Source organism: Thermostichus sp. MS-CIW-36, assembly GCF_054059035.1.
In genome coordinates this window covers 14,798-40,226 of record NZ_JBSSBR010000017.1, presented here as the reverse complement: position 1 = coordinate 40,226, position 25,429 = coordinate 14,798, and the positions used below count along the sequence as shown (strand labels likewise).

Annotated in this window: 20 protein-coding genes; 4 read left to right on the top strand and 16 right to left on the bottom strand. The window is 58.1% G+C overall.

Going from position 1 to position 25,429, the window contains the following annotated elements:
• The first annotated feature begins 35 nt into the window (after positions 1-35).
• On the top strand, positions 36-1,331 hold the full coding sequence (gene purD / locus ACVWVQ_RS08870) for a phosphoribosylamine--glycine ligase (RefSeq protein WP_457508035.1): 1,296 nt from the start codon (positions 36-38) through the stop codon (positions 1,329-1,331).
• 155 nt (positions 1,332-1,486) lie between these two features.
• Here purD and ACVWVQ_RS08865 read toward each other — a convergent pair whose 3' ends face one another.
• From ACVWVQ_RS08865 to ACVWVQ_RS08815, 11 genes are all read right to left on the bottom strand, one after another.
• Entirely contained in the window at positions 1,487-2,098 is a 612-nt protein-coding gene (locus tag ACVWVQ_RS08865) for a nitrate reductase associated protein (RefSeq protein WP_457508064.1), read from the bottom strand.
• 34 nt (positions 2,099-2,132) lie between these two features.
• A complete protein-coding gene (locus tag ACVWVQ_RS08860) occupies positions 2,133-4,301 on the bottom strand; it encodes a molybdopterin oxidoreductase family protein (protein WP_457508062.1) in 2,169 nt (722 codons plus the stop codon).
• Positions 4,302-4,409: 108 nt separating this feature from the next.
• Positions 4,410-4,943 carry a Uma2 family endonuclease gene (locus ACVWVQ_RS08855; RefSeq protein WP_457508033.1) on the bottom strand — a complete coding sequence of 178 codons (534 nt, stop codon included), beginning with the start codon at positions 4,941-4,943 and terminating at the stop codon, positions 4,410-4,412.
• A 33-nt stretch (positions 4,944-4,976) separates the two neighbouring features.
• Positions 4,977-5,819: an ABC transporter ATP-binding protein gene (locus ACVWVQ_RS08850; protein WP_457508060.1), complete on the bottom strand. Its 843-nt coding sequence runs from the start codon at positions 5,817-5,819 to the stop codon at positions 4,977-4,979.
• A 38-nt stretch (positions 5,820-5,857) separates the two neighbouring features.
• Positions 5,858-7,849, bottom strand: coding sequence for a nitrate ABC transporter ATP-binding protein (locus ACVWVQ_RS08845; RefSeq protein WP_457508031.1), 1,992 nt, complete (start codon positions 7,847-7,849; stop codon positions 5,858-5,860).
• A 72-nt stretch (positions 7,850-7,921) separates the two neighbouring features.
• A complete protein-coding gene (ntrB, locus tag ACVWVQ_RS08840; RefSeq protein WP_011431708.1) occupies positions 7,922-8,881 on the bottom strand; it encodes a nitrate ABC transporter permease in 960 nt (319 codons plus the stop codon).
• Between the two features lie 145 nt (positions 8,882-9,026).
• Positions 9,027-10,349 carry a CmpA/NrtA family ABC transporter substrate-binding protein gene (locus tag ACVWVQ_RS08835; protein ID WP_457388132.1) on the bottom strand — a complete coding sequence of 441 codons (1,323 nt, stop codon included), beginning with the start codon at positions 10,347-10,349 and terminating at the stop codon, positions 9,027-9,029.
• 61 nt (positions 10,350-10,410) lie between these two features.
• Positions 10,411-11,958, bottom strand: coding sequence for a ferredoxin--nitrite reductase (locus tag ACVWVQ_RS08830; RefSeq protein WP_414389720.1), 1,548 nt, complete (start codon positions 11,956-11,958; stop codon positions 10,411-10,413).
• A gap of 192 nt (positions 11,959-12,150) precedes the next feature.
• Positions 12,151-13,290, bottom strand: coding sequence for a CAP domain-containing protein (locus ACVWVQ_RS08825; protein ID WP_457508030.1), 1,140 nt, complete (start codon positions 13,288-13,290; stop codon positions 12,151-12,153).
• 16 nt (positions 13,291-13,306) lie between these two features.
• A complete protein-coding gene (locus ACVWVQ_RS08820; protein WP_187147246.1) occupies positions 13,307-13,453 on the bottom strand; it encodes a hypothetical protein in 147 nt (48 codons plus the stop codon).
• A gap of 580 nt (positions 13,454-14,033) precedes the next feature.
• On the bottom strand, positions 14,034-14,519 hold the full coding sequence (locus ACVWVQ_RS08815; RefSeq protein ID WP_011431703.1) for an ureidoglycolate lyase: 486 nt from the start codon (positions 14,517-14,519) through the stop codon (positions 14,034-14,036).
• 215 nt (positions 14,520-14,734) lie between these two features.
• On the opposite strand from ACVWVQ_RS08815, the gene ACVWVQ_RS08810 reads away from it, so the two are divergent.
• The 3 genes from ACVWVQ_RS08810 (at position 14,735) to ACVWVQ_RS08800 (ending at position 19,391) form a co-directional block, all read left to right on the top strand.
• Positions 14,735-15,526: a hypothetical protein gene (locus tag ACVWVQ_RS08810; RefSeq protein ID WP_457508028.1), complete on the top strand. Its 792-nt coding sequence runs from the start codon at positions 14,735-14,737 to the stop codon at positions 15,524-15,526.
• A gap of 226 nt (positions 15,527-15,752) precedes the next feature.
• On the top strand, positions 15,753-16,394 hold the full coding sequence (locus ACVWVQ_RS08805; RefSeq protein WP_414351185.1) for an ABC transporter permease: 642 nt from the start codon (positions 15,753-15,755) through the stop codon (positions 16,392-16,394).
• Positions 16,395-16,412: 18 nt separating this feature from the next.
• The gene (locus ACVWVQ_RS08800) at positions 16,413-19,391 is read left to right on the top strand and encodes an ATP-binding protein (RefSeq protein WP_457508026.1); all 2,979 of its coding nucleotides are present in this window, start codon (positions 16,413-16,415) and stop codon (positions 19,389-19,391) included.
• A gap of 3 nt (positions 19,392-19,394) precedes the next feature.
• On the opposite strand, the gene ACVWVQ_RS08795 is transcribed toward ACVWVQ_RS08800, so the two are convergent.
• The 5 genes from ACVWVQ_RS08795 to ureC form a co-directional block, all read right to left on the bottom strand.
• The gene (locus ACVWVQ_RS08795; protein WP_457508024.1) at positions 19,395-20,654 is read right to left on the bottom strand and encodes an ABC transporter substrate-binding protein; all 1,260 of its coding nucleotides are present in this window, start codon (positions 20,652-20,654) and stop codon (positions 19,395-19,397) included.
• A gap of 59 nt (positions 20,655-20,713) precedes the next feature.
• Positions 20,714-21,961, bottom strand: coding sequence for an RNA-guided endonuclease InsQ/TnpB family protein (locus ACVWVQ_RS08790; RefSeq protein ID WP_457508058.1), 1,248 nt, complete (start codon positions 21,959-21,961; stop codon positions 20,714-20,716).
• Entirely contained in the window at positions 21,849-22,442 is a 594-nt protein-coding gene (locus ACVWVQ_RS08785) for an IS607 family transposase (RefSeq protein ID WP_457508022.1), read from the bottom strand. The genes ACVWVQ_RS08790 and ACVWVQ_RS08785 overlap by 113 nt, the downstream gene beginning before the upstream one ends.
• A gap of 67 nt (positions 22,443-22,509) precedes the next feature.
• Positions 22,510-23,616, bottom strand: a complete 1,107-nt coding sequence (locus tag ACVWVQ_RS08780) for an ABC transporter ATP-binding protein (RefSeq protein ID WP_457508020.1) — start codon at positions 23,614-23,616, stop codon at positions 22,510-22,512.
• A gap of 50 nt (positions 23,617-23,666) precedes the next feature.
• Positions 23,667-25,385 (bottom strand): urease subunit alpha, encoded by a 1,719-nt coding sequence (ureC, locus tag ACVWVQ_RS08775; protein WP_457508018.1) that lies wholly within the window; start codon positions 25,383-25,385, stop codon positions 23,667-23,669.
• Positions 25,386-25,429 lie beyond the last annotated feature (44 nt).

The window sequence follows — 25,429 nt, the reverse complement described above, 5'->3', positions numbered from 1 at the left end:
GCAAGCTGGGTTTAGAAACGGTGGAATAACACACTATGCAGGCTCTGGTCATCGGATCGGGGGGACGAGAACACGCCCTGGCCTGGAAGCTGTTGCAGTCTCCCCAGGTTACTCGGGTCTACTGTGCCCCCGGCAACGGCGGCATGCAGCAGATGCCCCGCTGTCAATCCGTGGCTTTGGCGGCCACCGACATTGAAGGCCTGGTGCGGTTTGCCACCGTACAAGGGATCCGCCTGACGGTGGTAGGGCCAGAGCTGCCCTTGGTGCAGGGGATCGTGGACGCCTTCCAGGCAGCAGGGTTGCCCATTTTCGGGCCTAGCCGCGCCGCTGCCCAACTGGAAGGAAGCAAACTCTGGGCTAAGCAATTGATGCAAGAGGCGGGGATCCCGACTGCTCGCGCTACCGGCTTTGCTGAGCTATCTGCCGCTGTGGCCTATCTCGACTCCCAGAGTTTCCCAGTGGTCATCAAAAAAGACGGACTGGCTGCCGGCAAGGGGGTAACCGTTGCCCAAAACCGGGAAGAAGCCGTGCAAGCCCTGGAAGCAGCCCTGGCCAAGCCGGGCGATCAGGTGCTGATCGAGGAGTTTATCCCCGGCCAGGAGGTGTCGGTTTTGGCTCTAACCGATGGCCAGATCTGTGTGCCGCTGCCACCTGCCCAGGACTACAAGCGCCTTGGCGAGGGCGATACCGGCCCCAACACCGGCGGCATGGGAGCTCATGCCCCTGCGGATCACCTGGTCACTCCAGAACTGTTGGCCCGCATCCAAACCCAGATCCTGGATCCCACCCTGGAGGCTTTGCAACGGCGGGGCATCCGCTACCAGGGGGTGATCTATGCCGGTTTGATGATCACGCCCAGTGGGGATCCCTACGTGTTGGAGTACAACTGCCGCTTTGGGGATCCCGAAGCTCAGGTCATCCTGCCCTTGCTGGAAAACCCTTTGGACGAGGTGCTGCTGGCCTGTATAGAAGGACGGCTGGCCCAAATCCAGCTCAAATGGAAACCCGGCTATGCCGCCTGCGTGGTGATGGCAGCCCCAGGCTATCCCGATGCCTACGAGCGAGGGATCCCCATCTCCGGCTTGGATGCAGCTGCCACCACGGGGGCGTTGGTGTTTCATGCGGGTACCCGCCAGGCAGGCAAGCAGCTCCTGAGCGATGGCGGGCGCGTTCTCTGTCTTACCGGCCAAGGGGCAACCCTATCCGAGGCCCTGCGCCAAGCCTACGCAGCTGTGGAGCAAGTGCAGTTTCCCAAGGCCTACTATCGTTCTGACATCGGCAGCCACGCCCTGGGGCCTGCCGTCCGCCGAGGAGTGATCCCTACCCCATAAAGCCATCCCTTGCCCTCTCAGCTGCAGCCGGATGGAAGAAGCCCCAGAGGGGTCGCTCCTCCAGGGCCCATAAAGCAGCTTTGAAAAAAGCTTTGATGCTTAGACGATAGCGCTTTCGGTAACAAGACGGCAACAGTGATATCAAAAGCTCAACTTTACTTTAGATTCCTTAACAATAGCCCTCTGCTTTGACTAGGCACGGATATTGCTGAGCTGAGTCTCTCCCCTCTCGAGGGGGATCCCCCATTAGCCCACTTGAACTGTTGCGGACCCGGATCCCCTAGAGCAGGCATTTCCTCTCCCAGGGTGGAAGAGGGGTTGGGGGTGGTCGTCTGGGGCAGCGCATGGCAGAGGAGACTATCTCTCTCAAATAGATTCAGGCCAAACTCTCGCAGAGCGGGCAAGAAATTTTTGTTTTCGTGATGGGATCGGCTCAACTTCAGCAAGGCAAATCTCTGGATATCGTGCAAGTTTCTCCAGAAATCGAGGGCAAGCCGGATCCCCAGGTCTTGAGCTTTTTGTTGGACAGCCATTGGGATCTGGTGCGGATTTTGCCATTCAGGCTGGGGGTCAATGGGAATCTCTTGCGCCTCTTCGTGGCAGATGGAGCGAACCAAATGGCGCAGATGGTTGCGGAGTTCTTCTAGATCCTGTGGAGATTCAGAGGGCCAATCAACACACTTCCGCCGCTCTTCTAAGGAAAACTTGGCCCATTGATGAAGCTTGAGCTTGATCCCGCACAAATCCAGCTTCAGGCGTAAGCTCATGGGAATGCATCGCAGAGAGTCGGCAAAATCTTGCTCAAACTGAAACAGAGCCATGGAAATCTCCGTTAGGATACCTGAGAGGATTACTTGATGGTGGATCGGCTTTCTCAAGAGCAACGGCGCAGGCTTTTAATTCCGGCTGTCCGGAATCAGGGCAACTGATGTCATGGGTGAGGGCATTACACTCAGCTTGTTCTGCCCAGAGGGATCCCCAGTGCATGGGTACAAATAGCGTACCGGGAGCAATGTTGGCAGTTATCTTGGCCGGGAAATAGGCCCGTCCGCGGGCAGAACGCACTTGAACCCAATCTCCATCTTGGAGGCCCAGTTTTTCCGCATCGCGAGGATGGATTTCAATAAAGGGTTGGGGGTGCATTTGCTTGATTTTTTCAATCCTGCCGGTGCGGGTTTGGGTGTGCCAATGGCCGTAAAGCCTGCCCGTGGTTAATACGTAGGGAAACTGGGGATCCGGCGGCTCTGCTAGGCCACGGGAATGGTGGGGGATAAAGCGGGCGCGGCCATTGGGGGTCGGGAAACGCCAATCTGTGTAGAGGCGAGTGGACTTAGGGGCCGAGGTTCTTTCTTTGGGATAAGGCCATTGCTGAGGGCCTTGTTCTGCCAAAAGGGCATGGCTGAGGCCGGAGTGATCGCAGAGGCGATTTGCGGTAAGGGCGGCAAATTCTGCATAAACCTCTGCCGCGGTTTGGAAGGAAAATTGCGCTTCAAAGCCCAACCTGCGCCCCACTTCAGCAAAGATCTCCCAATCGGGTCGGGCTTCGCCAGGGGGGTCTCGAAAGGCTTGACAAAGGGTAACCCTGCGCTCGGAGTTGGTCATCACCCCGGTTTTCTCGCTCCACTGGCAGGCGGGCAAAAGCAAATGGGCATATTCTGCCGTTTCTGTAGGGTAATAAGCCTCTTGGTAAACGGTAAAGGGAGACTTTTTCAGGGCTTTTTTGACCCGTTCCAGATCCGGAAAGCTCACCAAAGGATTGGTGGCCACAATCCAAAAGAACTGCAGGGATCCCGTCTCCAGAGCGGCAATCATCTCGGTAGCCCTCAGCCCTGGGCAGGGAGAGAGGGAACCGCCGGGCAAGCCCCAAGCCTGCTCCACCTCTGCCCGATGCTGGGGATGGCTCACCAGCCGATATCCCGGCAGCAGATGGGATAACCCCCCTGCCTCTCGACCGCCCATGGCATTGGGCTGGCCGGTCAAGGAAAAGGGGCCCGTCCCCGGTCGGCCAATTTGCCCGGTCAGGAGATGCAGGTTGATTAAGCTGGTGATCTTGGCGGTGCCCTCGCTGGACTGGTTTAGGCCCATCGACCAAAGGGAGAGAACTCTCTGGGATCCCTGCCAGAGCTTGGCTGCTTCGATCAAATCCTCGGTGGCAATTCCACAGCGCTGGGCCACAATCTGCGGCTCATAATCGGCCAGCAAAGCTGCATATTCGGCAAAACCTTGGGTGCAGCCCTCGATAAAATCGGTAGCCATTGATCCCCACTTCAACAGCAAATGGGCAATCCCATTGAAAAGATCGATATCCGTACCGGGGCGAATTTTTAAGTGGAGATCGGCAGCTTCTGCTGTCTGAGTGCGCCGGGGATCCACGACCACCATTTTGAGGGGGGATCCGGGCTTGTGCCGCTTCTTCAGGCGATTAAAAAGAATGGGGTGGCACTCGGCGGTGTTGGTGCCCACCAGAAAAGCCAGATTGCAGAGATCGAGATCCTCGTAGCAGCAGGGGGGGCCATCGGATCCCAGGGATTGGGTGTAGGCCGAGACGGCTGAGGACATGCACAGGCGCGAGTTGGTGTCAAAATTATTGGTGCCCAGGCAGCCCTTAATGAGCTTTTGAGCAACGTAATAGTCTTCAGTGAGCAACTGCCCCGATCCATACATGGCTATGGAGTGGGGGTTGTCTTTGAGGCGGCGCAGCCGAGAAACCATCTCCTCAAAAGCCTGATCCCAAGAAATGCGGCGAAAGGGCTGATCCAAGCTCTCCCGAAACAGGGGAGAGAGCAGCCGATCTCGACCAACTGCCTCCAGAACCGTAGCCCCCTTTACACAGACCATCCCCAAGCTGGAAGGATGCTCCCGGTCGCCTCTCATTTTCCAGTCACCTGAGGCTGTCGAAATCGCCTCCAATCCACATCCCACACCGCAATAGGGACATAGGGTTTTGATGACAGCTTTTTCCGACTCCATCGCGGTCACCATGAGTTGGGATCCCTATTAAACGCCCAATTCTCTCGCATTTTGGATCCCTTAGCTGAGAAGAGCGGCAACTTGGATCTCCAAGCCAGGTAATACAACCTAGCTCTTGTCAGTGTCCTGTTCAGCTAGCCAAAGATGGCCATCTTGAGTTTGGATAAAAACGTATTTGCTTCTGGGAAAAATCAGCCAGACTTCCAGTACATCGGAGCTGAGATACTCTTGGGCTTTTAGGAAAATATCTTCTCCACAGTCGGTTGGAGAGAAGATCTCCTCAACCAGAGGATAGCTCTGCAGCAGCGTGGCAATATCCTCTCCAAATTGCTGGATTAAATCTGGAGATGAGTAGGCAGCATCAGGTCTTCTGACTCTGCCTTTGGTTTGGCCGGGAGCCTTCACCAAAACCATACCCCCCAATGGCTGACATTCAACATAACCGAGCCAACGGAAGAGAAGTCGGGTTTGGATCTTTGCATGCCCTAAGGTTTGCCCCACTTTCTCCACAATGTAGCCATCTACCCATTTGGTTTGGGCAACTGGATTGGCCAGATAGTCGGCAAGGGTTTTGGGCAGGGTAGAGACCCGCTTCTCCATTGGGAGATCGGTTGGAGCTACCTGAACCGGAGCAGCGGCCATCAACTTCCCTCCCCAAGCGTTTTGATTCCTAGCTTAATCCTCCCTATGGGCAAAGCGACGATAGAGGAAGTCAAGGGCGCGGTTACGCAATTCGTAGAACTCAGGCATTTCCATAATGCGGGAGCGGATGCGCGGTCGCTCAAAGGGAATGGTCAAGATCTCACCAATATGGGCAGCGGGGCCGTTGGTCATCATCACCACACGGTCTGACAAGTAGAGAGCCTCGTCGATGTCGTGGGTAATCATCAAAACTGTGCAGCGGTGATCCCGCCAAATGGCCAGCAGCTCATCTTGTAGATCTTCCTTGGTAATGGCATCCAAGGCCCCAAAAGGCTCATCCAAGAGCAAAACTTGCGGACGAACGGCAAGAGCACGGGCAATGGCTACCCTTTGCTTCATGCCTCCAGAAAGCTGCTTGGGCCGCTTGTGGGCTGCTTCCGCCAAACCTACCAATTCCAGATGTTCTTGAACAATTTCCCTTTTTTCCCACCGGGGTTTGGTTGGGTACACCTGATCCACCACCAGATAGACATTTTCAAAAGCCGTCAGCCAGGGCAAAAGGGAATAATGTTGAAACACCATCATCCGATCTGGCCCTGGGGAGGTGATGGGCTGGCCCTTGAGGGTAATGGATCCCGAAGTGGGAGTCGAAAAACCCGCCACCATGTTGATCAAGGTGGATTTGCCACAACCCGAGTGGCCGATAATGCAAACAAACTCACCGGCGGCCACTTCCAGATTGATATTTTCCAGCGCAACGAAGGGCCCTGCTGAGGTGAAGTAGGTCTTGCCCACATTCTGAAGACAAAGAAGGGGCAGTCCTGCAACCGGAGAAGCAGAAGATAGCGGTGAGGAGAACGTGCGGGAGCTGGTCATCATGGTGTTTTCCAATCGAGAGTTTAAGGTAACAAAAGCTAAACTTCGCTGAGCTGGTACTCCTGCAGCTTCAGATCCTGCCGGATGGCCACCGACTCCAGGTAAGCAACGGGATCCTCTCCGTCAAAGCGGGATCCATCGGCAAAGAGCAAAGCTCCGCGGTCATGGGCCCGATCCGGCAGGCCCAGTTCTCTGGCGGCTAGGGCGTAGGTTTCGCTGTCCAGAACTTGGTCGAGAACCGAAACCCAATTGCGGGGAAAAGCGCAGAGTCCCCAGCGAGCCATTTGCGTCAAGATCCAGAGGTGTTCCAATCTTTCCGGACAGGTGTTGCGCCCGTTGGCAAACTGGTGAAAACCGGTGAGGGCTTGGGATTCATCGGCAATTCCCCGCTGCAGAATACCCGTCCACCCCGGCTGCAGATCCTCCAGGGCCACGCCCACATACTGGGGCTGAGCCAGCCACTCCAAGATCTCAGAACGGTGCTGCGGCTGATCGCAGTAGTGACAAGCCTCCAGTAGTGCTTTGACCAGAGCCACGTGGGTGCGGGGGTAGCTTTGGGCCCAGTCCTGGCGCACCGTCAGCACCTTTTCGATGTGGCTGGGTAAGATTTCAGGGGTGGTGGCGACGATAACCCCCACCTGTTCCCGCACGGCGCGGGAGTTCCAGGGCTCGCCCACGCAGTAGCCATCGATGTTGCCGGCCTTGAGGTGGGCCACCATCTGCGGCGGCGGGATCACCGTCAACGTAACGTCCCGATCCGGATCCACCCCCCCACCGGCCAGCCAGTGCCGCAACAGGAAGTTTTGCATGGAAGCCGGATGAACCACTCCCAGGGTGTGGACTGTGTCGGGGGTGTGGTTGAGGTATTGGCGAAAATCCGCCAGGCTTTGAACGCCTCGCTCCAAAAGTCTGCGCCCAAAGGTAATGGCGTTGCCGCCGCGGGAGAGGGTTAGCGCGGTAATCAAAGGCACCGGAACTCCCCCCACTCCCAAGGTGGAAGCCAACGGGATCCCGGCCACCACCATGGCCGCATCCAGCCGACCGGAGCGGATCCCTTCCCAGATGGTCTTCCAGCCTGGCTCCCGCACCAGGGTGACCTGCTCCAGGCCATGCTTTTGAAACAGGCCTTTTTCCTGCGCCACCACCAGCGGGGCGCAGTCGTTGAGGGGCACAAAGCCAACCTCCAAATTGACCTTCTCCAGGCCGTGTTTGGCAATGGCCACGCGAACAGGCGTTTTTTGGCGAGCCCGCTTTTGCTGGTTGAGAAAGTAGATCATCTCTCCCCGCAGGCTGTAGTAGTCGGGGTGACGCACCACTTCCAAACGATGGCGGGGTCGAGGAAAAGGGATCCGCAAAATCTGGCCAATGCGGGCCTCCGGGCCATTGGTCATCATTACCACCCGATCCGAAAGCAGCAGCGCCTCATCCACATCGTGGGTAACCATGACACAGGTGAGCTGCTCCGCCTGGGCAATCTCCATCAGTTGCTCCTGCAGGTTGCCGCGCGTCAAGGCATCCAGAGCGCCAAAGGGCTCATCCAACAGCAGCACCCGCGGACGGATGGCCAAAGCCCGGGCAATGGCTACCCGCTGTTTCATCCCTCCTGACAGATGGGCCGGTCGCTTGTCGGCTGCCCCCTGCAACCCCACCTGGCGGATGTGCTCTTCCACAATCCGGCTTCGCTCTGCTTTGGGAAGGGATCCCAGCACCTCGTCCACAGCCAGGGCAACGTTCTCCCGCACGGTCAGCCAGGGCAGCAGGGAATAGTTCTGAAACACCACCATGCGATCTGGGCCGGGATCCGTAACCTGTCGGCCCTCCAGGAGAATGCCCCCTCGGGAAGGCTTTTCCAGGCCGGCGATGATGTTGAGCAGGGTCGATTTGCCACAGCCGGAGTGGCCGATCAACGAGACAAATTCCCCTTTTTGGATCTCCAGGTGGATGTCTTTCAGGACAGGGTAGATCTCTCCGTTGTCGAGGAGAAATTCCTTGTCGACATGATCCACTTCAATGTAAGGCTGGGTCTTCATGATTCCCCTGAGATGATTTCTGAGAGCATGGAGAAATTGTCAGCAACCAATCTAAAACTCGGCCAAGCTCATTTAGCGATCCTCAGCCACCACCAGCGAGCCAATCCAAGCCGTGATGCGATCCAGCAGAAGACCCACCATCCCGACATAGATCAAAGCCAGAATGATTTCGCTGATGCGGGAGCTATTCCAGGCATCCCAGATGAAAAATCCAATGCCCACACCGCCAATCAACATTTCCGCTGCCACAATGGCCAGCCAAGACAAGCCCACCCCAATGCGCAAGCCGGTAAAAATGTAGGGTACAGTTGCCGGGAAAACGATTTTGAAAAAGTACTTCCAGCCGGACATGCGCACAATTCTGGCCACGTTGCGGTAGTCCTGTGGGATCTGCTGTACGCCGACAACGGTGTTGATCAAAATGGGCCAGAGGGCCGTAATGAAGATTACGAAAATGGCGGAAGGGTTGGCATCTCGAAAGGCAGCCAAAGAAATCGGCAGCCAGGCCAAAGGCGGCACCGTGCGCAGCACCTGAAAAATGGGATCCAAAGCCTCGTACAGCCAGCGATTGACCCCGATGATCATGCCGCCCACAACCCCCACCAAGCCGGCCAGGGCAAACCCAATGAACACCCGCCGCAAGCTGGCCCAAATTTGCCAGAACAGCCCTTTGGCATTGCCGCCATAGTCAAAAAAGGGATCTTTAATGAGGGGATCCCAGGTGTCCTGCCAAACCTGGAGAGGGGTGGGCAAGTTGGCTCCGGGGCGGCTGTAAATGATTTGCCAGAGAATCAGGACGAGCAAAATGGCCGTAGCGGGCAACAGAATGCGACGCAGCGCTTTGTGGATTTGGACTCTTTGCCGCCAAGCAGAAGAAGGTGCAGAACTGGCGGGGGAACCGATTCCGGTACTGGACTGAAGAACAGAACCTTGGCCGGTTTTCAGCAGCCAGTGGCCTAGGCCAACCAGTAGGGGAAGCAGGATCCGAAAGAGGTGGTAGCCCAACTGTAGGGCAGAGTGGAAAATCCTCATGGCTTGCTGGGAGTAAGGTTGAAGTCAACTTAAGAGGATCCCAAGAGAGAAGGGGTTTCAGTTGAACACTCTTTGTGGGGATTCGGGGATCCCTTCTCTCCTGGACAGAGGGTTTGCAGCTAACTTGCTGGGGAAAGTTGGGAAATTAGGCCAGCTTCTTAATCGCCAATTTCTCCAGGTAGGCGGCAGGATTTTCGGGATCGAACTGCACCCCGTCGAAGAAGGTTTCCACTCCTCGAGAGGTGCTGGGGGGAATGGCTGCCCCCTGACCAATGGCTTTGGCAGCTTCTCGCCAGAGTTCTTCCCGATTCACCCGCTCCACCAAGGCTTTGGTATCGGTGTCGGCAGGCAGATAGCCCCAGCGGATGTTTTCGGTCAAGAACCAGAGATCGTGGCTCTTGAAGGGGTAGGAAGCGTAGTTCTGCCAGAACTTCATCAGGTGGGGGCTGTTTTCAACGACCTTGCCGGTGCCGTAGTCAAAAGTGCCCCGAGAACGGCCCAAGATATCGGGCACAGGCACCCCCAGCCAGCGGCGGTCGCCGATGATGCGACACATCTCCTCTTTGTTTTCCATCTGGTCGCACCAGATCTGGGCTTCTAGCACCGCTTTCAACAGGGCAAGGGTGGCTTTCGGGTGCGCATCCACCCAGTCGGCCCGCAGGGCAAAGGCCTTTTCCGGGTGGCCGTTCCACAGCTCGCCGGTGGTGAGGGCACTATACCCCTCTTTTTGGTTCACCAGCTGGGCATTCCAAGGCTCGCCCACACAGAAGGCTTCCATGGTTCTGGATTTCATATTGGCCACCATCTGCGGCGGCGGCACCACAATGATGGAGACGTCGCTAGTGGGATCGATCCCGCCTGCGGCCAGCCAGTAGCGCATCCATAGGTCGTGGGTACCGCCGGGGAAGGTCATCGCACATTTGGGATCCCCGCCGGCAGCTCGGACCTCGGCAAACTTGGCCTTGAGGGGGGAACTATCCAGGCCGATTTGCAAATCCCGATATTGGTTGGAAATGCTGATGCCCTGACCGTCCAGATTGAGACGGGCCAAAATGTACATAGGCACCGGCTTGCCATCGGTAACTTTGCCGGTGGTGATGAGGTAGGGCATGGGGGTGAGGATGTGTGCCCCATCGATGCCGCCGGCGGCGGATCCCAGCACCAAATTGTCGCGGGTGGTGCCCCAAGAGGCCTGCTTGACCACCTCCACGTCTTTCATGCCGTACTTGTCAAAGAACCCTTTTTCTTTGGCGATGATCAGGGGGGCCGCGTCGGTTAGAGCGATGAACCCCAGCTTGGCGCTGGTGGTTTCGGGAGTATCGGCCTGCGCCACCCAGTAGCCTTTGCCCAAGGATTGCGATTGGGCGCGCGGGATCCCAGCCGTGGCCGCCCCAGCCGTGAGAGCAGCCACCCCGGCCAAAAATTGCCGACGGGAGACGGGAGAGGAAGTGCTGAACAGCTTAGACATCGAAACCTCCAAGATTTACAACGACGAAGAAAGAAAAACTTTCAGGACGGCAACAGAACCGCTAGCGGGTTACCAAAACAGAAGCCTGGGCGGCGGACGGATGCTGACGCGGCTTGGCCCCAAAGTGTTCAATGAGCAGCTCCACCAAGACCGGCTTGAGGTCTTCGCAAGGGATCCCTTTGCGCACGCATTCGCCCAGCTTGGCGTCTTTGCCCACCTCTCCCCCCATGTAGATGTCCACGGCCTCCACCACCCTGCCGTCCTTGCGAGCAGTGGTGCCCATAAGGCCGATATCGGCTACTTGGGGTTGGCCGCAGGAGTTGGGGCAGCCCGTCCAGTGGATGCGCACCGTTTGGGGGATCTCCAGCTCCGCCTCCAGCTCCTCCATCAAGGCCACAGCCCGGTTTTTGGTCTCGATAAGGGCAAAGTTGCAGAACTGGTTGCCCGTGCAGGACACCAACCCCCGCTGCAAGGGCCCTGGGTTGGGGGAGAACTTCTTCAAGAGCGGCTCTTTGAGGAGCGGGGCCACTCGGGAGTCGGGCACATTGGGGATGAGCACGTTCTGCTCCACTGTCAGCCGCAGCTCCCCGGAGCCGTACACCTCCGCCAAGCGGGCCAGCTCCATCATCTCCAGGGCGTTGAGCCGCCCCACCGGCACATGCAGGCCGACAAAGTTGAGGCCCGGCTGCTTCTGGGCATGCACCCCCAGCAGATCCCGCTTGTGCCAGACCACCTCGTCTTTTTCCGCTGCCCTGGGCAGAGGGTGGCCTATCTGGCGCTCCACAGCCGCCCGGAACTTCTCTAGGCCCCACTCGTCAATGAGCCACATCAACCGCGCCTTTTGCCGGTTGGCCCGCAGGCCGTGATCCCGGTAGACCAGCAGCACCGCCTCGCACAGGGGAACTACATCGCGGGGATCCACCCAGACATCTAGGCCAATTGCCTCGGCGCAGCGGCGAGCAGAGAAAAAGCCGCCCACCAGGACGTTGAAGCCCAGGCGGCCATTTTTGAAGGCGGGCACAAAGGCCAGGTCGTTGATCTCGGCATGCACCGAGTTGTCGCGACAACCGCAGATGGCGATGTTGAACTTGCGCGGCAGGTTGCTGAAGGAAGGGTTGCCCTCGCCGTTGTTGGTGATCATGTCCTGCACCTTGCGAGTGAGGCCGCGCACGTCGATCAGCTCATCCGGGTCAATACCGGCCAGAGGGGATCCCGTGATGTTGCGCACGTTGTCCATGCCCGACTGGATGCTGGTCAGGCCTACCTCTTTCAGGTAGCCCAGGATCTGGGGCATTTCCTCGATGGGGATGCCCCGCAGTTGCAGGTTCTGCCGGGTGGTGATGTCGGCTACGCCCTGTTCTCCATAGGGGTGGATGATTGCGCCCAACATCCGCATTTGGCCGCTGGTTAGGATCCCATTGGGCAGGCGCAGCCGCAGCATGAACTGACCTGGGGTGCGCTTGCGAAAGAAGATCCCCAGCCACTTGAGGCGGTGATCCCGGTCGTCTTCAGGAATGTTCTCCCAACCCATCCGGGCAAACGCCTCCAGCTCGGCCTTGACCGCCAGCCCATCCTTTTCGCTTTTGAGGCGTTCAAATTGGTTCGCCATGATCGCTGCCGTGGGGTGAACACTGGCTACCCTAGCGATAACGAACCGTTAACTTTGGTATTGGCAGTTACACTTTGTAACAGGTTATGCAGTTTTGTCATTCTCGAATTGCGCTTTATGCATAAAGTCAAGCTTCCAGGAGCAGCAGACTCCTCTCTCCCCTTTGGGAAAGGGGCTGGGGGTGAGGAAAAGCTAGTTGAGAGGGTTGAAAGAGTTGAAAGGCTCCCTCTGCCAGAGCAGACGGGGCGGGATCCCCAGCCCTTCGGTGAGGGGTGCGGGCCGTTGGGAAGTTTGGGGATCGCAGTCGTAGAGAGCGGTGGTGTAGCGATAGCTGCGGGGGGGGCCACCGTTGAGGCGAATGCCGCTAATTTCAAAGGTGTAGTTGCGATTGGGCTGGATCGAACCCACGGAGTAGGTCAAAGTTTCCAGGCCAAAGGCGGGATCCCCCACGCGGAGATCTCCAACAGGCACCGGCTCACCGGTGAGGGCATCGGTGATGCGGACTTGGGCTTGGCTGAGATCAGCCTTGCCGCCACGGCTGGGCACCGAGAAAGACCAGCGGTAGGCAGACAGGGGCTGGCCGGAAAACCCTTCTAGGCGGTAGAGGTAGCCGTCTTTCTCCGGGAAGGCGATGAACTCTGGATCTGGCACCGACTCGTCAAAACCGAAGATCCAGTTGGCGTTGGCCTGGGTCACCCGTCCGGCCCGTGGGTCAAAGACAATGCCGTAAGCCCCTTGGGCGTACTGAGGATACAGGTTCCAACGGCGATGCCCCACATCCACAAAGTTTTCTCGACCTGGCTCGGCAAAATAGATGTCCACCTGCCGCGCCAACACCCGGCCTGGATCGGGGCCGTTCAGCTCTAGGATGGGCCCAACCGCCAGGTTGCTGAAGCGGGATCCCGCCTCCCCAGCAGGGGTAAAGCAGCGCCAAGAAGGGGGCGGCTGGTGGCTGAGAGTACCATTGGCTACCTGCATCAAGGCCGCTTGCTGGGCGGCTTCTAGGAACTGAGGATTGAGCTTCACCGGCGGTAACTGGTGCAACAGCCGTAGAAAATTCAGCCGATCCATCATCTTTTGGGCTGCTGCAGGCGTAAGGCGACCGGGGTTGCAGGTGGCAACCTGGGGCTGTTCGGCGTAAATAGGCCCCGTGAAGCTGCGGGTCTGGCGATCCAACCGGCACAGGAAGCTGGCAATCGGCACTTCCCCTGCCCGCGGTGGCTCCATCGAGGTAGGGGATCCTCCACAGGCCGCCAGCAGACAAAGACAAAAGATCCCCGCGATCCTCAAAGCCCAAAGCTGAACCAACTTGGGCAACCGCTGCAAGGGCATGCAAAAACCAGCCGAATTATGAGCCGGTGGGGGTGGGGGTGATGCTGGGGGGGCTGACGGTGCTGCTGCTGCTCTCGCCACAAGCAGGCAACAAGCCCAGACAGGCAAACAGGGCTAAGGCCGCCAAAAGCTGGTGGGTCACTTTGGGTTGCAACGTAGCCATGACAACAAACCTCCCAAATGCTGCTGGGTTTGACCCTGTTCTATCACCTGGCCAGGTGGGTTACAGCACCAAGATCCATGGCGACAAGGGTATAACTTAAGCCCAAGTCAAGGAACGCTCACCCAAGTCGGCTACATCCACCAGGACTGGGATCCAAGCCCACTTTTTCTCTCCACCCATAGTGGAGTACGGATCCCCACAACTGATACATTCACGCTGAACTCTCCTGAACATGGTTCAGGAAAGAAGCGATCGCATCCTGCCTATCTCTGTTCGCGTCAGCGGGACGGAGTCCAAACAGGAAGGCGGTATCCCGCAAAGCCCTGAGGAATACCCCCCGAGCGCTTTCCCCCTTCACTTCCCGGCAACCGTTGCGGTGGACTCAAGGATCAGGGGGAAACTTGGTCTACTATATCCCTCTCAATGACTTTTGCCAAACCGCCTAAAGCTCAGTAAATTCAGCAAAGTTCAGGGTTTTGGGGGTTAGAGGCATGCTCTTCTTGCGCTCAAGCGAAAGATTGCTGTGATCAATGATCAATGCTGCTTTTTGCCCGATTGATAAGGGATCCCCAAAAGCTTGTCAGGGGGTGATCTGGAACTCCAGGTTGTAGGTTTGGAGTAAGTTTATGGTTTCGTGATCGGTGATGTTGGTGTCGGCCAGCTCCAAGTTGTAGAAATCGATGAACTCTTCGTGGTCAAAATAGGGGCCGGCATGCCAGGTACCCATCTCCAGTTTGATAAAGCGATCCCCAGGCACCCGAAAGGCTTGAATCTGATCCACGTGCAGCTCATCGGCAGGGGGTGCAACACCAATAAACCACTCCTTGCCATTCAGGGATCCCAGGCACTGGGTGCAGCGGATGTGGTGGGTGATCTGAGTAAACTTGAGGCCGCGGCGAGGCAAGCGCATGATGTAAAAGCGGGGCTGCCCTTGATTCAAGAACAACTGAGCATCTTGACTGTCGAAGGGTTTGTGATCGGGAGTGGGGCAAATGACCTGTCCGTAGGGGGCAAAGTTTTCCGGTTCAGCGAGATGGGCCTTCAGTTGGCGCAATTGGCTGGTCACCCTGCTCTTCTCCTTTGCGTTTGACGAGCTGTCTTGTGTCTCACTGTTGCCCTACAACGTGAGCACGAGGGCGTGAAGACGCAAACAGCCCAGCGAACCCCATTCTATCGAGACTTGGCCAGGCAGCTTCCCTTCTGGGAAGGGATCCCTGAGCAAGCCCAAGCTGCTCAAGGTCGCAAGTACAATGGGAAAACTTCCCAGCCTCAGCAGAGCAAATGGCGATGCAGCGGGACTTACAAGAGCTGATCATCTCCCCAGCTCAAGTTGAAAGCCTCTCTCAAGTGCCGGTGGCTTGGTTGTATCGGCCTCAGCCTGCTCGTCGCTTTAAGGATCGCCTGCGCCAGTTCTCCGCTTTCTGGGATCTCCTACGCTTGCTGGTGACGCTGGACTTGTTCTTGCGTTTCTTGACCTTCTGGACAGGGGGATCCCTACTTACCCTGGTGGGGCGGATTTGGATCTCTGGCCTACAGGCCACTTGGGGCACTTGGCTGGTGGAATGGGGGATCCTGGCGGCTATTGCCGCCCTGGGCCAAGCCTATTGGATTTTCCGCAGCCGTCGCATGCCGCTGCTGTTGAACTTGCTGGGGGAAGTGGATCGCTACAACCGAATCATCCAGGCCATCCACGTCAACGACCAGTTGGTGGAAGCGGGCAACCCCGAGGTGAAGCTGGCCCAGAAGGCTGAGGTGATCGAAGCGCTGAAGCTGACCCGGGCCGATCTCATCCGCGCCTTGAAAACCGAACGGATCTTGCGGCAAAACGAAGACCTGATCGAGCAGCAGAGCGAGTTCTTCGGCGATAACTTGGCAGCTTTGACAGCTCTGCAGGTGAGCGAGCAGGCCAGCGAACAGGGTCGTATCCTGGAGACTGCTTTACAGATTGCTCTGCAGGTGCGCTCCCAAATCCGCCGTTTGCAGGAGCGAGAGGCTAACCAAGCCCCAAGCAGGGATCCAGACGAGATCGAGGGAGACGGGCAGGACACAGACGGCAACTCAGATGGGCAGTGAAACAGATGGTTATTTTTGTCGGCAGGCGGCGCTGTGGGTTCTAATCCTTGGGAGAAAGTTGAGGTTGATTGCACCGCGTTAGCAGGTCGGAGACCGAAATTGGAGTGACCCCATCTCCCTGATTGGTGCTAAATCCCCGCTCTGCACTATTCCGCACTGTCAAGATCGCCTGCCGGCGCTACACTGGGGCTTGTCTTGGATCCCTCTGTCATCCACACACCTCTAGATGAGCCTTTTGGCCCGCTCCCTCAGCTACGCCCAGAACCACAGCGACATGCTGTTTCAAGCTTTCGTCCAACACCTGCAACTGGTGGCGGTGCCTTTGGGAATGGGGCTGCTGTTGGGTTTGCCGCTGGGCTTTTTCAGCTCCCGCTCCCAGATGCTTTCCCTGGTGGTGATCAATGCGTTTAGCAGCCTGCGGGTGATCCCCAGTTTGGCCATTTTGTTTTTGGCCATCCCCTATTTCGGCCTCAGCTTCCGTTCGGCAGTTGTCGCGCTAACCCTCCTGGCTTTGCCCCCCATTCTGATCAGCACGGATGTGGCCTTCCGCAGCCTTGAGCCGGCCCTGCGGGAAGCTGCCCTGAGCATGGGCATGACTCCTGGCCAGGTACTGCGGCACGTGGAGATCCCTTTGGCCTTGCCGGTGATCTTGGCCGGTGTTAAAACGGCTACCATTGAGGTGATTGCCAGTGCTACTCTGGCAGCGTTTATCGGCGCAGGAGGGCTGGGTACTTTCATTACCCTAGGGTTTGCCCTCTACGACAACGCCATCTTGCTGGTGGGGGCGGTTCCAGTGGCCCTTCTGGCTATTGCGGCCGAGATCGGCCTTGGCACTCTGCAGCGGGCTTTGGAACCTCCCCAAGCCTGAGGTTCTGTGAGGGATCCCATGCTGTCTTCCCCTAGTTCTTCTGAAGTGCGATCCCGGTGGCCTTTCCGCTCCATTCCTTTGCGGGTGGCGTTGCTGCTGCCCCTAGTGCTCTCAGTAGCAGGGGGAGTGGGGGGAGTGGCCTATCTCTCCTGGCAGGGCGGGCGACACCTGGCGCTGCGCTTGACGGAGCAACTGAGGCGGGAAGTTACCGACCGCACCGAAGAGCATCTTGCCAGATATTTGCAAATTCCCCTTCAGATCAATGCCCTCAATCAAGGGGCAGTGAGGGGGGGGCTGCTGCCCGATTTGACAACCCCCAGCCCAGCCGATCTAGAGGTGCTGGAAGCTCACTTTGCCCGCCAGTTGCAGCCATTTCCTGAGCTCAGCTATGTCGGCTTTGTCTCGGCTCAAGGGGGGTTTGTGATTGCCCGCCGTCACGCCGATGGGTCGATCTGGACTTACCATACACTCGGCCTGTTGCCGGGATCCGTCCAGGGCTGCCAACGGGATCCAGAGACAGGGGATCCCACTGGCCTGAGGAGGCAGTTAGGCTTTGTGGATTTGAGGCGGTTGTTCTGGTTTCCCCAGCTCCTGCAGTCGGAAGGGATCCGCGACACTTGGGTGGTAACCCGATTTTTTGCGGAGCTTCCTGCCCAGGATCCAGAGCGGCTGATCCTGACGTCCCTATCCCTGACCGACTCGGGGGGGCGGGTTTACGGCAGCTTATTGGCTTCCCTGTCCATTCAGCAGCTTCAGGCTTTTCTGGAACGAGTACAAGGCAGCTCTGCTGTGGGGGTGAGCTTTCTGCTGGACGAAGAGGGGCAAGTGGTGGCCAGTACGGCGGGGCCTGCTCCCCATCCGCTGCTGGTGGCCGTGCAAGAGCAGGTGGGCTCCTGGGGGACGGCCTCTTCCCAAGATTCGCTGCGCCTCGTGGTTGGCGGGATCCCCTACTGGGTGGAGGTGGAGTCCCTCCAGAGTAAAGGGAGGCTGGGCTTTTATTTTGTGCATGGGATCCCAGAGGCAACCCTTCTGGCCGAAGTCCATCGGGGCGCCCAACAGGCTGCGCTGCTGGGGGGTGGGCTATTGCTGAGCATGCTGGGGACAGGGATCCTCCTCGGCGAAGCTCTCTCCCGTCCCCTGCGCCGCCTCACCCAAATCGCCGAGCAATTTATCCAAAGCGGCTTCCAGCCCTGGCCCCCTTTGGATCCCGGCCCCATCCAAGAGGTGCAGACCCTGGCCAAAGCTTGGCAGCAGGCGGCAGCAGCTCAGCAGGCGCTGCTGGATCGTCTGTGGCAGCAGCAGCAAGAATACCGCGCCGTGGTAGAGCAGCAGACAGAGCTCATTTGCCGCTTTCGGCCCGATACCTGCATCACCTTCGTCAATCCTGCCTACTTGCGCTTCTTCGGTCGGCGGGCAGAGGAGGTGGTGGGCCAACCTTGGCGGGATCGGCTGCCGGAAGAAGAGCGGGAGGAAGTGTTGCAAGCTTTTGCCGCCCTCACTCCCGAAAGTCCCTTTTACAGCAGCGAGCGGGAGTACCCCGGCAAAGACGGCCAGTCCCGCTGGATTAGCTGGGTAGATCAGGGCATTTTCGACAGCCGAGGCCGCCTGGTGGAGATCCTATCGGTGGGGCGGGAGATCACCGAGCAGAAACGGGCAGAACAGCAGTTGCAGGCCCTCAACCGGGAGCTGGAAGCCCAGGTGGAGCTGCGCACGGCCAAGCTGCAGCAAGCCTTGCATTTTGAGGGGGTGCTGCGCGCCATCAGCAGCCGGATGGTGGTCAGCCTAAACGAGGGGGAAATCCTGGAAGAAGTGGTCAGAGCCCTTGCCGAAGCGCTAAGCCTGACCTGCTGCCAAATCCTGCTGCTTTTAGAAGATGGGTCAACCTGGATCCCTGGCTACTGCTACTCCCCCCTTCTCTCTTCTGATGCAGCTCAGGGCGACAGGGCGGATCCCTTGCATGGCCGAGACTACGCCAGCGACCCGGAGTTCTTGCGCCTGCTGCAGTCCCATTCTTCCTCACAGCAGAAATGGGAAATCCACTGCTGTTGTCGGAAGGAAGGACGCTGGGTGCGGCTGCTGGCCTGCACCCTTTGGGACAAAGAGAAGCGGCTGGGAGCTTTGCTGTTGGAGCGGCTGCCGGAGCAAGAGTTTTCCGAAGACGAGATTCAACTGGCCTATCAGGTGGCCAACTTGTGTGCCCTGGCCATCCGCCAAGCCCGTTTGTACCAAGCAGCCCAAGCGCAGGTGAAGGAATTGGAGCGGCTGAATCTGCTGAAGGATGATTTCCTCAGCACCGTCTCCCACGAGCTGCGCACCCCCATGACCAATGTGCGCATGGCCTTGCAAATGCTGCAAATGACCCGCGATAACCCCGAGAAACAGCAGCACTACTTCACCATTGCCCTGAAAGAGTGCAACCGGCAAATCGAGCTCATCAACGACCTGCTGGATATGCGACGGCTGGAAGCCGGGACGTATCTGCTGCAACCAGAGAATATTTTTCTGCCGCGGTATTTACAAGATTTGCTGGACGGGGCTCAGCCTTTGGTCCAAGCCAAACATCAACACCTGCAACTGCACCTGGAGGCAGGGATCCCCTCGCTTTGGGCCGACCCCACCTGCTTGGGGCGCATTCTGCGCGAGCTGCTGCACAACGCCATCAAGTACACGGCCCCTGAGGGATCCATCCACCTGCGGGTTGTCTCAGAAGGGCAGGGGATCCTCTTCGTCTGCAGCAACAGCAGCGAGATCCCAACAGCAGAGCTGCCCCGCATCTTTGAAAAGTTTTACCGGATCCCGCAATCGGATCGCTGGAAGCACGGCGGCACCGGCCTGGGGCTGGCTTTGGTGAAGCAACTGGTGGAGCATATGGGGGGGAATATCTCCGTCAACAGCTCGGACGGATGGACCCACTTCCAAGTTTGGTTGCCCCAAGGTGAGGATCCTGCTCCACCATTGCCCGCAATGTCGGATCCCCAAGAGAGAGAGGCTGGGTGACCCCTATCCCGGCAAGACTTGTTGCTGCCAGAGGGCCTCCAGTTGCACCGTGTATTCGGAGTTCACGATGGGCACTGCCCCAGCAATGGCCTCTTGAATGGGGATCCCGGCGGCAGCCTCCAGCTGGGCAAAAGCTGTTTGGTAGTCGGCAGACAACCGGCTGACATCAATGAGCGGCAGATCCCCCCAGACCTCCGGCTTGAACTTTTCCAATTGCCCCTCCGGGCTGGCCAAAACCTCTGCCAAGACCATCGCCCCCCAAGGATTGGCCGCATTGATGGGAATGGCCGTGAACGAGGGATCGATCAAGCTGGTGCCCGGGATCCCATAGGGGGTGGTGCTGGGGGGAAATTGGCCGTTGCCCTTGCGCAAGATCACCTGATCGATAAAGGTGGGGATGAGCCACACTTCGCCGTTGGCAAAAAGCTCCGCCAGGCGGGCAAAGGTGGGCGGGTAGGTTTGGCCCTGTCTCCACAGGAAGGGATCCAGCTTTCTCAGGTATTCCACCAGGGCAGGGGATTGTCGCGCCCAGAGATCGGCATCGAAGTCCGGCCCGCTGTACTGGGCATAGCCCCCGGTCACGCCGTAGAAGGCGCTCAACAAAAAGCGGCTGCCATGAAAATCCGGCGGGGCCACGTAGGTAAATCGCCCTGGATTGGCCTCTGCCCAAGCCAACAGTTCGGCGTAGCTCTGGGGGGGATTGGGTACCCGCTCGGCATCATAGGCCATCAAAAAGTAGTTGCCGGTGTAGGGTGCAGAATAGCCCTCGGTGGGCAGGCCAAAATCCGTTGCAATATCGGCGGGATCGTAGAAGGGCAAGCTGGGCAATTTCTCAGCAAAAGGGCCGAAGAGCAAATTCCCCTGCTTGAGGGTGCGGAAGTTGTTGCCATTGATCCAGATGAGATCGATGCTGCCGCCGCTGAGCAGCCCGGCCTGTACCTCCCCAATCACCTTGTTGACTGCTTCAACGGTATCCGTGAGCGGGATCCGGTTCAAGCGAATGCCATAACGCTCCTGCAACTGGCTTTTCACCCAGCCATCCACGAAGCCATTGATGGCCTCGCTGCCGCTCCACATGGCCCAGTTGACAGAGCTGCCTCGCGCCCGCTCCAGAATGTCTGCCCAGCTCAGGGATCCCAGATCCACCGAACTCTGTGAGGTATTCTGGGCAAACGGAGAGCCTTGACTCAACGCCCAAGCTCCCAGGGATCCCAGGCCGGCCAACACCTGCCGCCGCTTCCAGAAAACGCTTTTGGGTTGCATAGCCTTGCCTCCACCCCCATCCAACTTTCAGGTTCCAGATTCAACTTAAACTGATACATTTACGCTGAACACTGCTGAGCATTACTGCTCAACGGTGAAGCGATAGCATTCTGTCCGTTTCCGTTGTCGCTACGCGACGCTGACGCGGTCGCGTCAGCGGGACGGAGTCCAAACAGAAAGGCGGTATCCCGCAAAGCCCTGAGCATAACACCCAGAGCGCCTTGCCAATCTCGTGGTAGCCTGTGGTTGCACTTTGGGCATCTAAACACCTTTGCGCCACCTAATTTAGTGTGGATGTGCCCACACTTGGTACAGGTTTTACTGGTGTACGCTTCCGATACTTCCACGACGACCACGTTTTTCTTTTTGGCTTGAAACTTCAGGAACTGCTTGAACCGATAGTGCGCCCAGGTGAGCATCGCCCTCGCCGTCTTGCTACCAAACTTCCTCCCCGCCTTGGCAACCATCTTGGCTGACTCGAAAGTGGGGAGAAATATCAATCGGTAGTTATCCGTCAGGAACGCCGCTACCTTGCGATGGCACTCGTCCACCAAGTCCCTGATGCGTTCCCGCAGACGAAACGCCGCTTGCCGCATTCGCCTACGCTTGGGTCTCGGTGCTTTACTCAGCCTAGATTGCAGATCGTCTAGGTGGTAGCACAGCCGAACGATTCTACCGAAGTCCCCCTTGGCAATATCTACAAAACCTGCCCCATCAAACCCTGTAAAGAAACTTCTTACCCCAGGGTCAAGCGCAACAACCCCCTTTGCTAATGAACACTGCTCGTTCACGGGCTCAGGAACGATGGCATACCATCTGTCTTTCACCCGCATTAGCTTAGTCCCATAGGCACACTTTTGCGGCACCGCTTCTGACGCCGTAAACGACAAACCCTTCGTGAGCTTCGGATACCACCTGCCCTGACTGAAATTACTGTTGTTGAACTGCAAGGTGTGGGTCTTATCCCTCACACTGCGAAACCGAGCTTCCTTGCTTTGGCGAAACGCTTGCCATGCCTCCATGACGGCGTTCTGCTTAATGTGGCAGGGGGCTTCCTTCACCCACTGCGGCAAGTCCGATTGCAGGATAATATTCCGCAGCTTTTCTGGGGTTTTAGTAGTGCCATGCTGACGCTGATAGGCAATCGCTTGGTTGTAGCAGTACCGGCACGCCGCTTGCCACCGCTTCCAGACTTTAGCCAGCGCTGGCTCCGGATAAATCCGTATCTTTCTCGATTGCAGCCCGATATTTCCTGAGTCCGTAGAGCCGACTGCTGAAGCAGTGCAGGATGGTGAGGATATCCTCAACCAGTTCCTGTTGGGGAGAAAGGTGATCGTCATCGAGAACCAAGACCTCGCAGCCGTATTGACGGCAGTACCACTCAACGAACTCAAATCCAAACCGGCAGAGTCGATCCCTGTGAGCGACCACAATTGTTCCGACATCTCCTGTACGAACTCGCTCCAATAAGGCAAGGAACTTTGGTCTTTTGAAGTCGAGACCGCCGCCAATCTCTCCGACCACTTCGGCTCCAGGATAGAGGCTAACCAGCCTTGCAATCTGTCTCTCCAAGTCTGGCTTCTGCCCTCGGCTGCTGACTCGGGCGTACAAAACGACTCGTTTGACTTTTCTTGGCGTTTTGATGTAGCTGTCGAGGTCATACCTTCTCGCCCTACCGGATGGTGTGCGTATTGCCTTGATCCAACCTTTCTGTTCCCATCGCCTCAAAGTGTGGAGACATACCCCGAAATAGTCCGCCGCTTCTCTCGGTTTCACATACCTAGCCATACTAAGCAGCCATGCTGAACATACTATACGTTATTTCCAGTATAGTCCAGCATATCATTGACTAGAGTCATACTCTCCCCTCTTCCTTTGGGAAAAGGGCCGGGGGTGAGGGATCCCCGCCAACCCCCACAGGCCACAGAGCCTCTGGCGGCAAATGGATCCACACTGCCTGCCCCGGCGCAAACACCTGGTGGGGAGCCACCCAAGCCTGCAGACTGCCCCAAGGGGCTTGCAAGGTCAGCCGTCGCTGGGTGCCCGCAAAGCGTTCCGCCATCACTTGAGCGGAGAAAACATTGTCGGCCAAGCCGGGCGGCTGGGGAAGCACCTGCACCTGTTCCGGACGCACCGTCAGCCGCACCTGACCTTGAAGTGGCACGGCGCTTTTCAAGCGGATCCCGTCGTTGAGGCGAAGTTGGTGACCCTCCGCCTGCACATCGAAAAAATTGACCCCGCCAAAAAAGCGGGCAATGCGCTCGGAGCGCGGCTGCTGATAGAACTCCACAGGGGATCCCACCTGGTGTAGCTGCCCCTCAAACATCAGGCCGATGCGTTGGGCCATGGCTGTGGCTTCTGCTTGATCGTGGGTAACCAGCACCGTCGTCACCCCTGTTTCCGCCTGCAGCTCCAGGATGAGGGCCTGCATCTCTTGGCGCAGGTTGGCATCCAGGGCCGATAAAGGTTCATCCAACAGCAGCACCTTGGGCCGAATCACCAAAGCCCGCGCCAGGGCCACCCGCTGCGCTTGTCCGCCAGAAAGCTGACTGGGCCGACGCTGAGCAAAGCCGGGCAATTGCACCCGCTCCAACATGCGCCAGGCGGCAGCCTCCCGCTCTGCCCGGGGAATGCCCCGCATTTTCAGGCCAAAAGCAACATTCTCCCCCACGCTCAGGTGGGGAAACAGGCGGCTGTGTTGGGACAGCAAAGTCACGCCGCGCCGTTCCGGCGGCAGAGGGTTGAGGGGGATCCCGTCCAGCCAGATTTCCCCCGGATAGGGCAAGGGATCCGGCTCCAGCAGGCCGGCGATGAGATTGAGGGTGGTGGACTTGCCGCAGCCCGACGGCCCCAGCAGGGCGAAGATCTCCCCTGCCTCCACGCTCAAAGACAAATCCCTGAGGACAGGGATCCCTCCCTTGTGGAAGCGCTTGCTGAGGTGGCGGAGAACAAGGTGGCCCATGCTTGAGTTACCGATCAAACGCTCAATAGAGCTCTCAAACTCTCCCAAAATTAGAACAGAAAATACCGCTGCGCCATAGGCAGCACCTCTGCCGGCTCACAGGTGAGCAGCTCTCCATCGGCCCGCACTTCATAGGTCTCCGGGTTCACCTCAATGTGAGGAGTGGCGGTATTGAGTTTCAAATCCGCTTTGCCGATCTCGCGGCAGTTTTTGACCGCTACGGCCCGGCGCTGGATCCCCAATTTCTCCGGGATCCCCAGGTCTAGGGCAGCCTGGGAGACAAAGAGCAGGCTGGTCTCGGTCAAGGCGCGGCCAAAGCTGCCGAACATGGGGCGGGGGTACACCGGCTGCGGGGTTGGAATGGAAGCATTGGGATCCCCCATCTGGGCGTAGGCAATCAGGCCCCCCTTCAGGACGATTTCCGGCTTAACCCCAAAAAAGGCCGGCTTCCACAGACACAGATCCGCCAGTTTTCCCACCTCCACCGACCCGATGACGTGGCTGAGTCCTTGGGCGATGGCGGGGCAGATGGTGTACTTGGCTACGTAACGCTTGGCCCGGAAGTTGTCGTTGCGGCTGCTGTCCTGCGGCAGAGGCCCCCGCTGCACCTTCATCTTGTGAGCCGTCTGCCAAGTGCGGATGATTACCTCCCCCACCCGGCCCATGGCCTGGGAGTCGGAAGAGATGATGCTGAACACCCCCATGTCATGCAAGATGTCCTCGGCGGCGATGGTTTGGGGGCGAATGCGGCTTTCGGCAAAAGCAATATCCTCCGGCACATTCTTGCTCAGGTGGTGACACACCATCAGCATGTCCAGATGCTCTTCGATGGTGTTGCGGGTAAACGGGCGGGTGGGATTGGTGGAGCTGGGCAGCACGTTGGGCTCGGAGGCAATGCGGATGATGTCGGGGGCATGCCCACCCCCGGCCCCCTCGGTGTGAAAGGTGTGAATGGTGCGGCCATTGATGGCGGCGATGGTATCTTCCACAAAAGCCGATTCATTTAAAGTATCGGTGTGGATGAGGGTTTGGATGTCGTACTCATCCGCGACCTGCAGGCAGCTATCGATCACTGCCGGCGTGGATCCCCAATCTTCATGGATCTTGAGGCCGCAGGCCCCCGCTTCCACCTGTTCCCGCAAAGCTGCGGGAAAAGCCGCGTTTCCCTTGCCAAAGAAGCCCAAATTGACGGGGAACCCCTCCGCCGCCTGCAACATCTTGCCCAAGTTCCAAGCTCCAGGGGTGCAGGTGGTGGCGTTGCTGCCTGTGGCCGGCCCAGTTCCGCCCCCCAAAAGGGTGGTCACTCCCGAGGCGATGGCAAACTCGCACAGCTGCGGACAGATGAAATGCACATGGGCATCGATCCCGCCCGCTGTCAGGATCAGGTTTTCCCCGGCAATCACCTCGGTGCTGGGGCCAACCACCATGCCCGGCGTCACCCCCGCTTGGATGTTGGGGTTGCCGGCTTTGCCAATGCCGACAATGTAGCCATCGCGAATGCCCACATCTGCCTTGACAATGCCCCACCAGTCCAGGATCAGGGCGTTGGTGATCACCAGATCCAAGGCCCCGTTGGCGCGGGTGGCCGTCGGCGATTGCCCCATGCCATCGCGGATGGTTTTGCCGCCCCCAAACTTAATCTCCTCGCCGTAGGTGGTGAAATCCTGCTCCACCTCGATGATCAGTTCGGTATCCGCCAGGCGCACCCGATCCCCTACGGTGGGGCCGTAGTTGCTGACGTATTGGCGACGGGGAATTTCTAGGGTCATAGGGTGACATCTGCAAAACGGCTGCCAGGGTTTTACCACACATC

Excerpts from the sequence above, each read along its gene's own strand:
- ACVWVQ_RS08795 (WP_457508024.1), bottom strand. The coding sequence starts at position 20,654 with ATGCAACCCAAAAGCGTTTTCTGGAAGCGGCGGCAGGTGTTGGCCGGC.
- ACVWVQ_RS08820 (WP_187147246.1), bottom strand. The coding sequence starts at position 13,453 with ATGGCTACGTTGCAACCCAAAGTGACCCACCAGCTTTTGGCGGCCTTA.
- ureC (WP_457508018.1), bottom strand. The coding sequence starts at position 25,385 with ATGACCCTAGAAATTCCCCGTCGCCAATACGTCAGCAACTACGGCCCC.
- ACVWVQ_RS08780 (WP_457508020.1), bottom strand. The coding sequence starts at position 23,616 with ATGGGCCACCTTGTTCTCCGCCACCTCAGCAAGCGCTTCCACAAGGGA.
- purD (WP_457508035.1), top strand. The coding sequence starts at position 36 with ATGCAGGCTCTGGTCATCGGATCGGGGGGACGAGAACACGCCCTGGCC.
- ACVWVQ_RS08845 (WP_457508031.1), bottom strand. The coding sequence starts at position 7,849 with ATGAAGACCCAGCCTTACATTGAAGTGGATCATGTCGACAAGGAATTT.
- ACVWVQ_RS08850 (WP_457508060.1), bottom strand. The coding sequence starts at position 5,819 with ATGACCAGCTCCCGCACGTTCTCCTCACCGCTATCTTCTGCTTCTCCG.
- ACVWVQ_RS08785 (WP_457508022.1), bottom strand. The coding sequence starts at position 22,442 with ATGGCTAGGTATGTGAAACCGAGAGAAGCGGCGGACTATTTCGGGGTA.
- ACVWVQ_RS08830 (WP_414389720.1), bottom strand. The coding sequence starts at position 11,958 with ATGGCGAACCAATTTGAACGCCTCAAAAGCGAAAAGGATGGGCTGGCG.
- ntrB (WP_011431708.1), bottom strand. The coding sequence starts at position 8,881 with ATGAGGATTTTCCACTCTGCCCTACAGTTGGGCTACCACCTCTTTCGG.
- ACVWVQ_RS08855 (WP_457508033.1), bottom strand. The coding sequence starts at position 4,943 with ATGGCCGCTGCTCCGGTTCAGGTAGCTCCAACCGATCTCCCAATGGAG.
- ACVWVQ_RS08800 (WP_457508026.1), top strand. The coding sequence starts at position 16,413 with ATGCTGTCTTCCCCTAGTTCTTCTGAAGTGCGATCCCGGTGGCCTTTC.
- ACVWVQ_RS08865 (WP_457508064.1), bottom strand. The coding sequence starts at position 2,098 with ATGAGCTTACGCCTGAAGCTGGATTTGTGCGGGATCAAGCTCAAGCTT.
- ACVWVQ_RS08835 (WP_457388132.1), bottom strand. The coding sequence starts at position 10,349 with ATGTCTAAGCTGTTCAGCACTTCCTCTCCCGTCTCCCGTCGGCAATTT.
- ACVWVQ_RS08805 (WP_414351185.1), top strand. The coding sequence starts at position 15,753 with ATGAGCCTTTTGGCCCGCTCCCTCAGCTACGCCCAGAACCACAGCGAC.
- ACVWVQ_RS08825 (WP_457508030.1), bottom strand. The coding sequence starts at position 13,290 with ATGCCCTTGCAGCGGTTGCCCAAGTTGGTTCAGCTTTGGGCTTTGAGG.
- ACVWVQ_RS08810 (WP_457508028.1), top strand. The coding sequence starts at position 14,735 with ATGGCGATGCAGCGGGACTTACAAGAGCTGATCATCTCCCCAGCTCAA.
- ACVWVQ_RS08860 (WP_457508062.1), bottom strand. The coding sequence starts at position 4,301 with ATGGAGTCGGAAAAAGCTGTCATCAAAACCCTATGTCCCTATTGCGGT.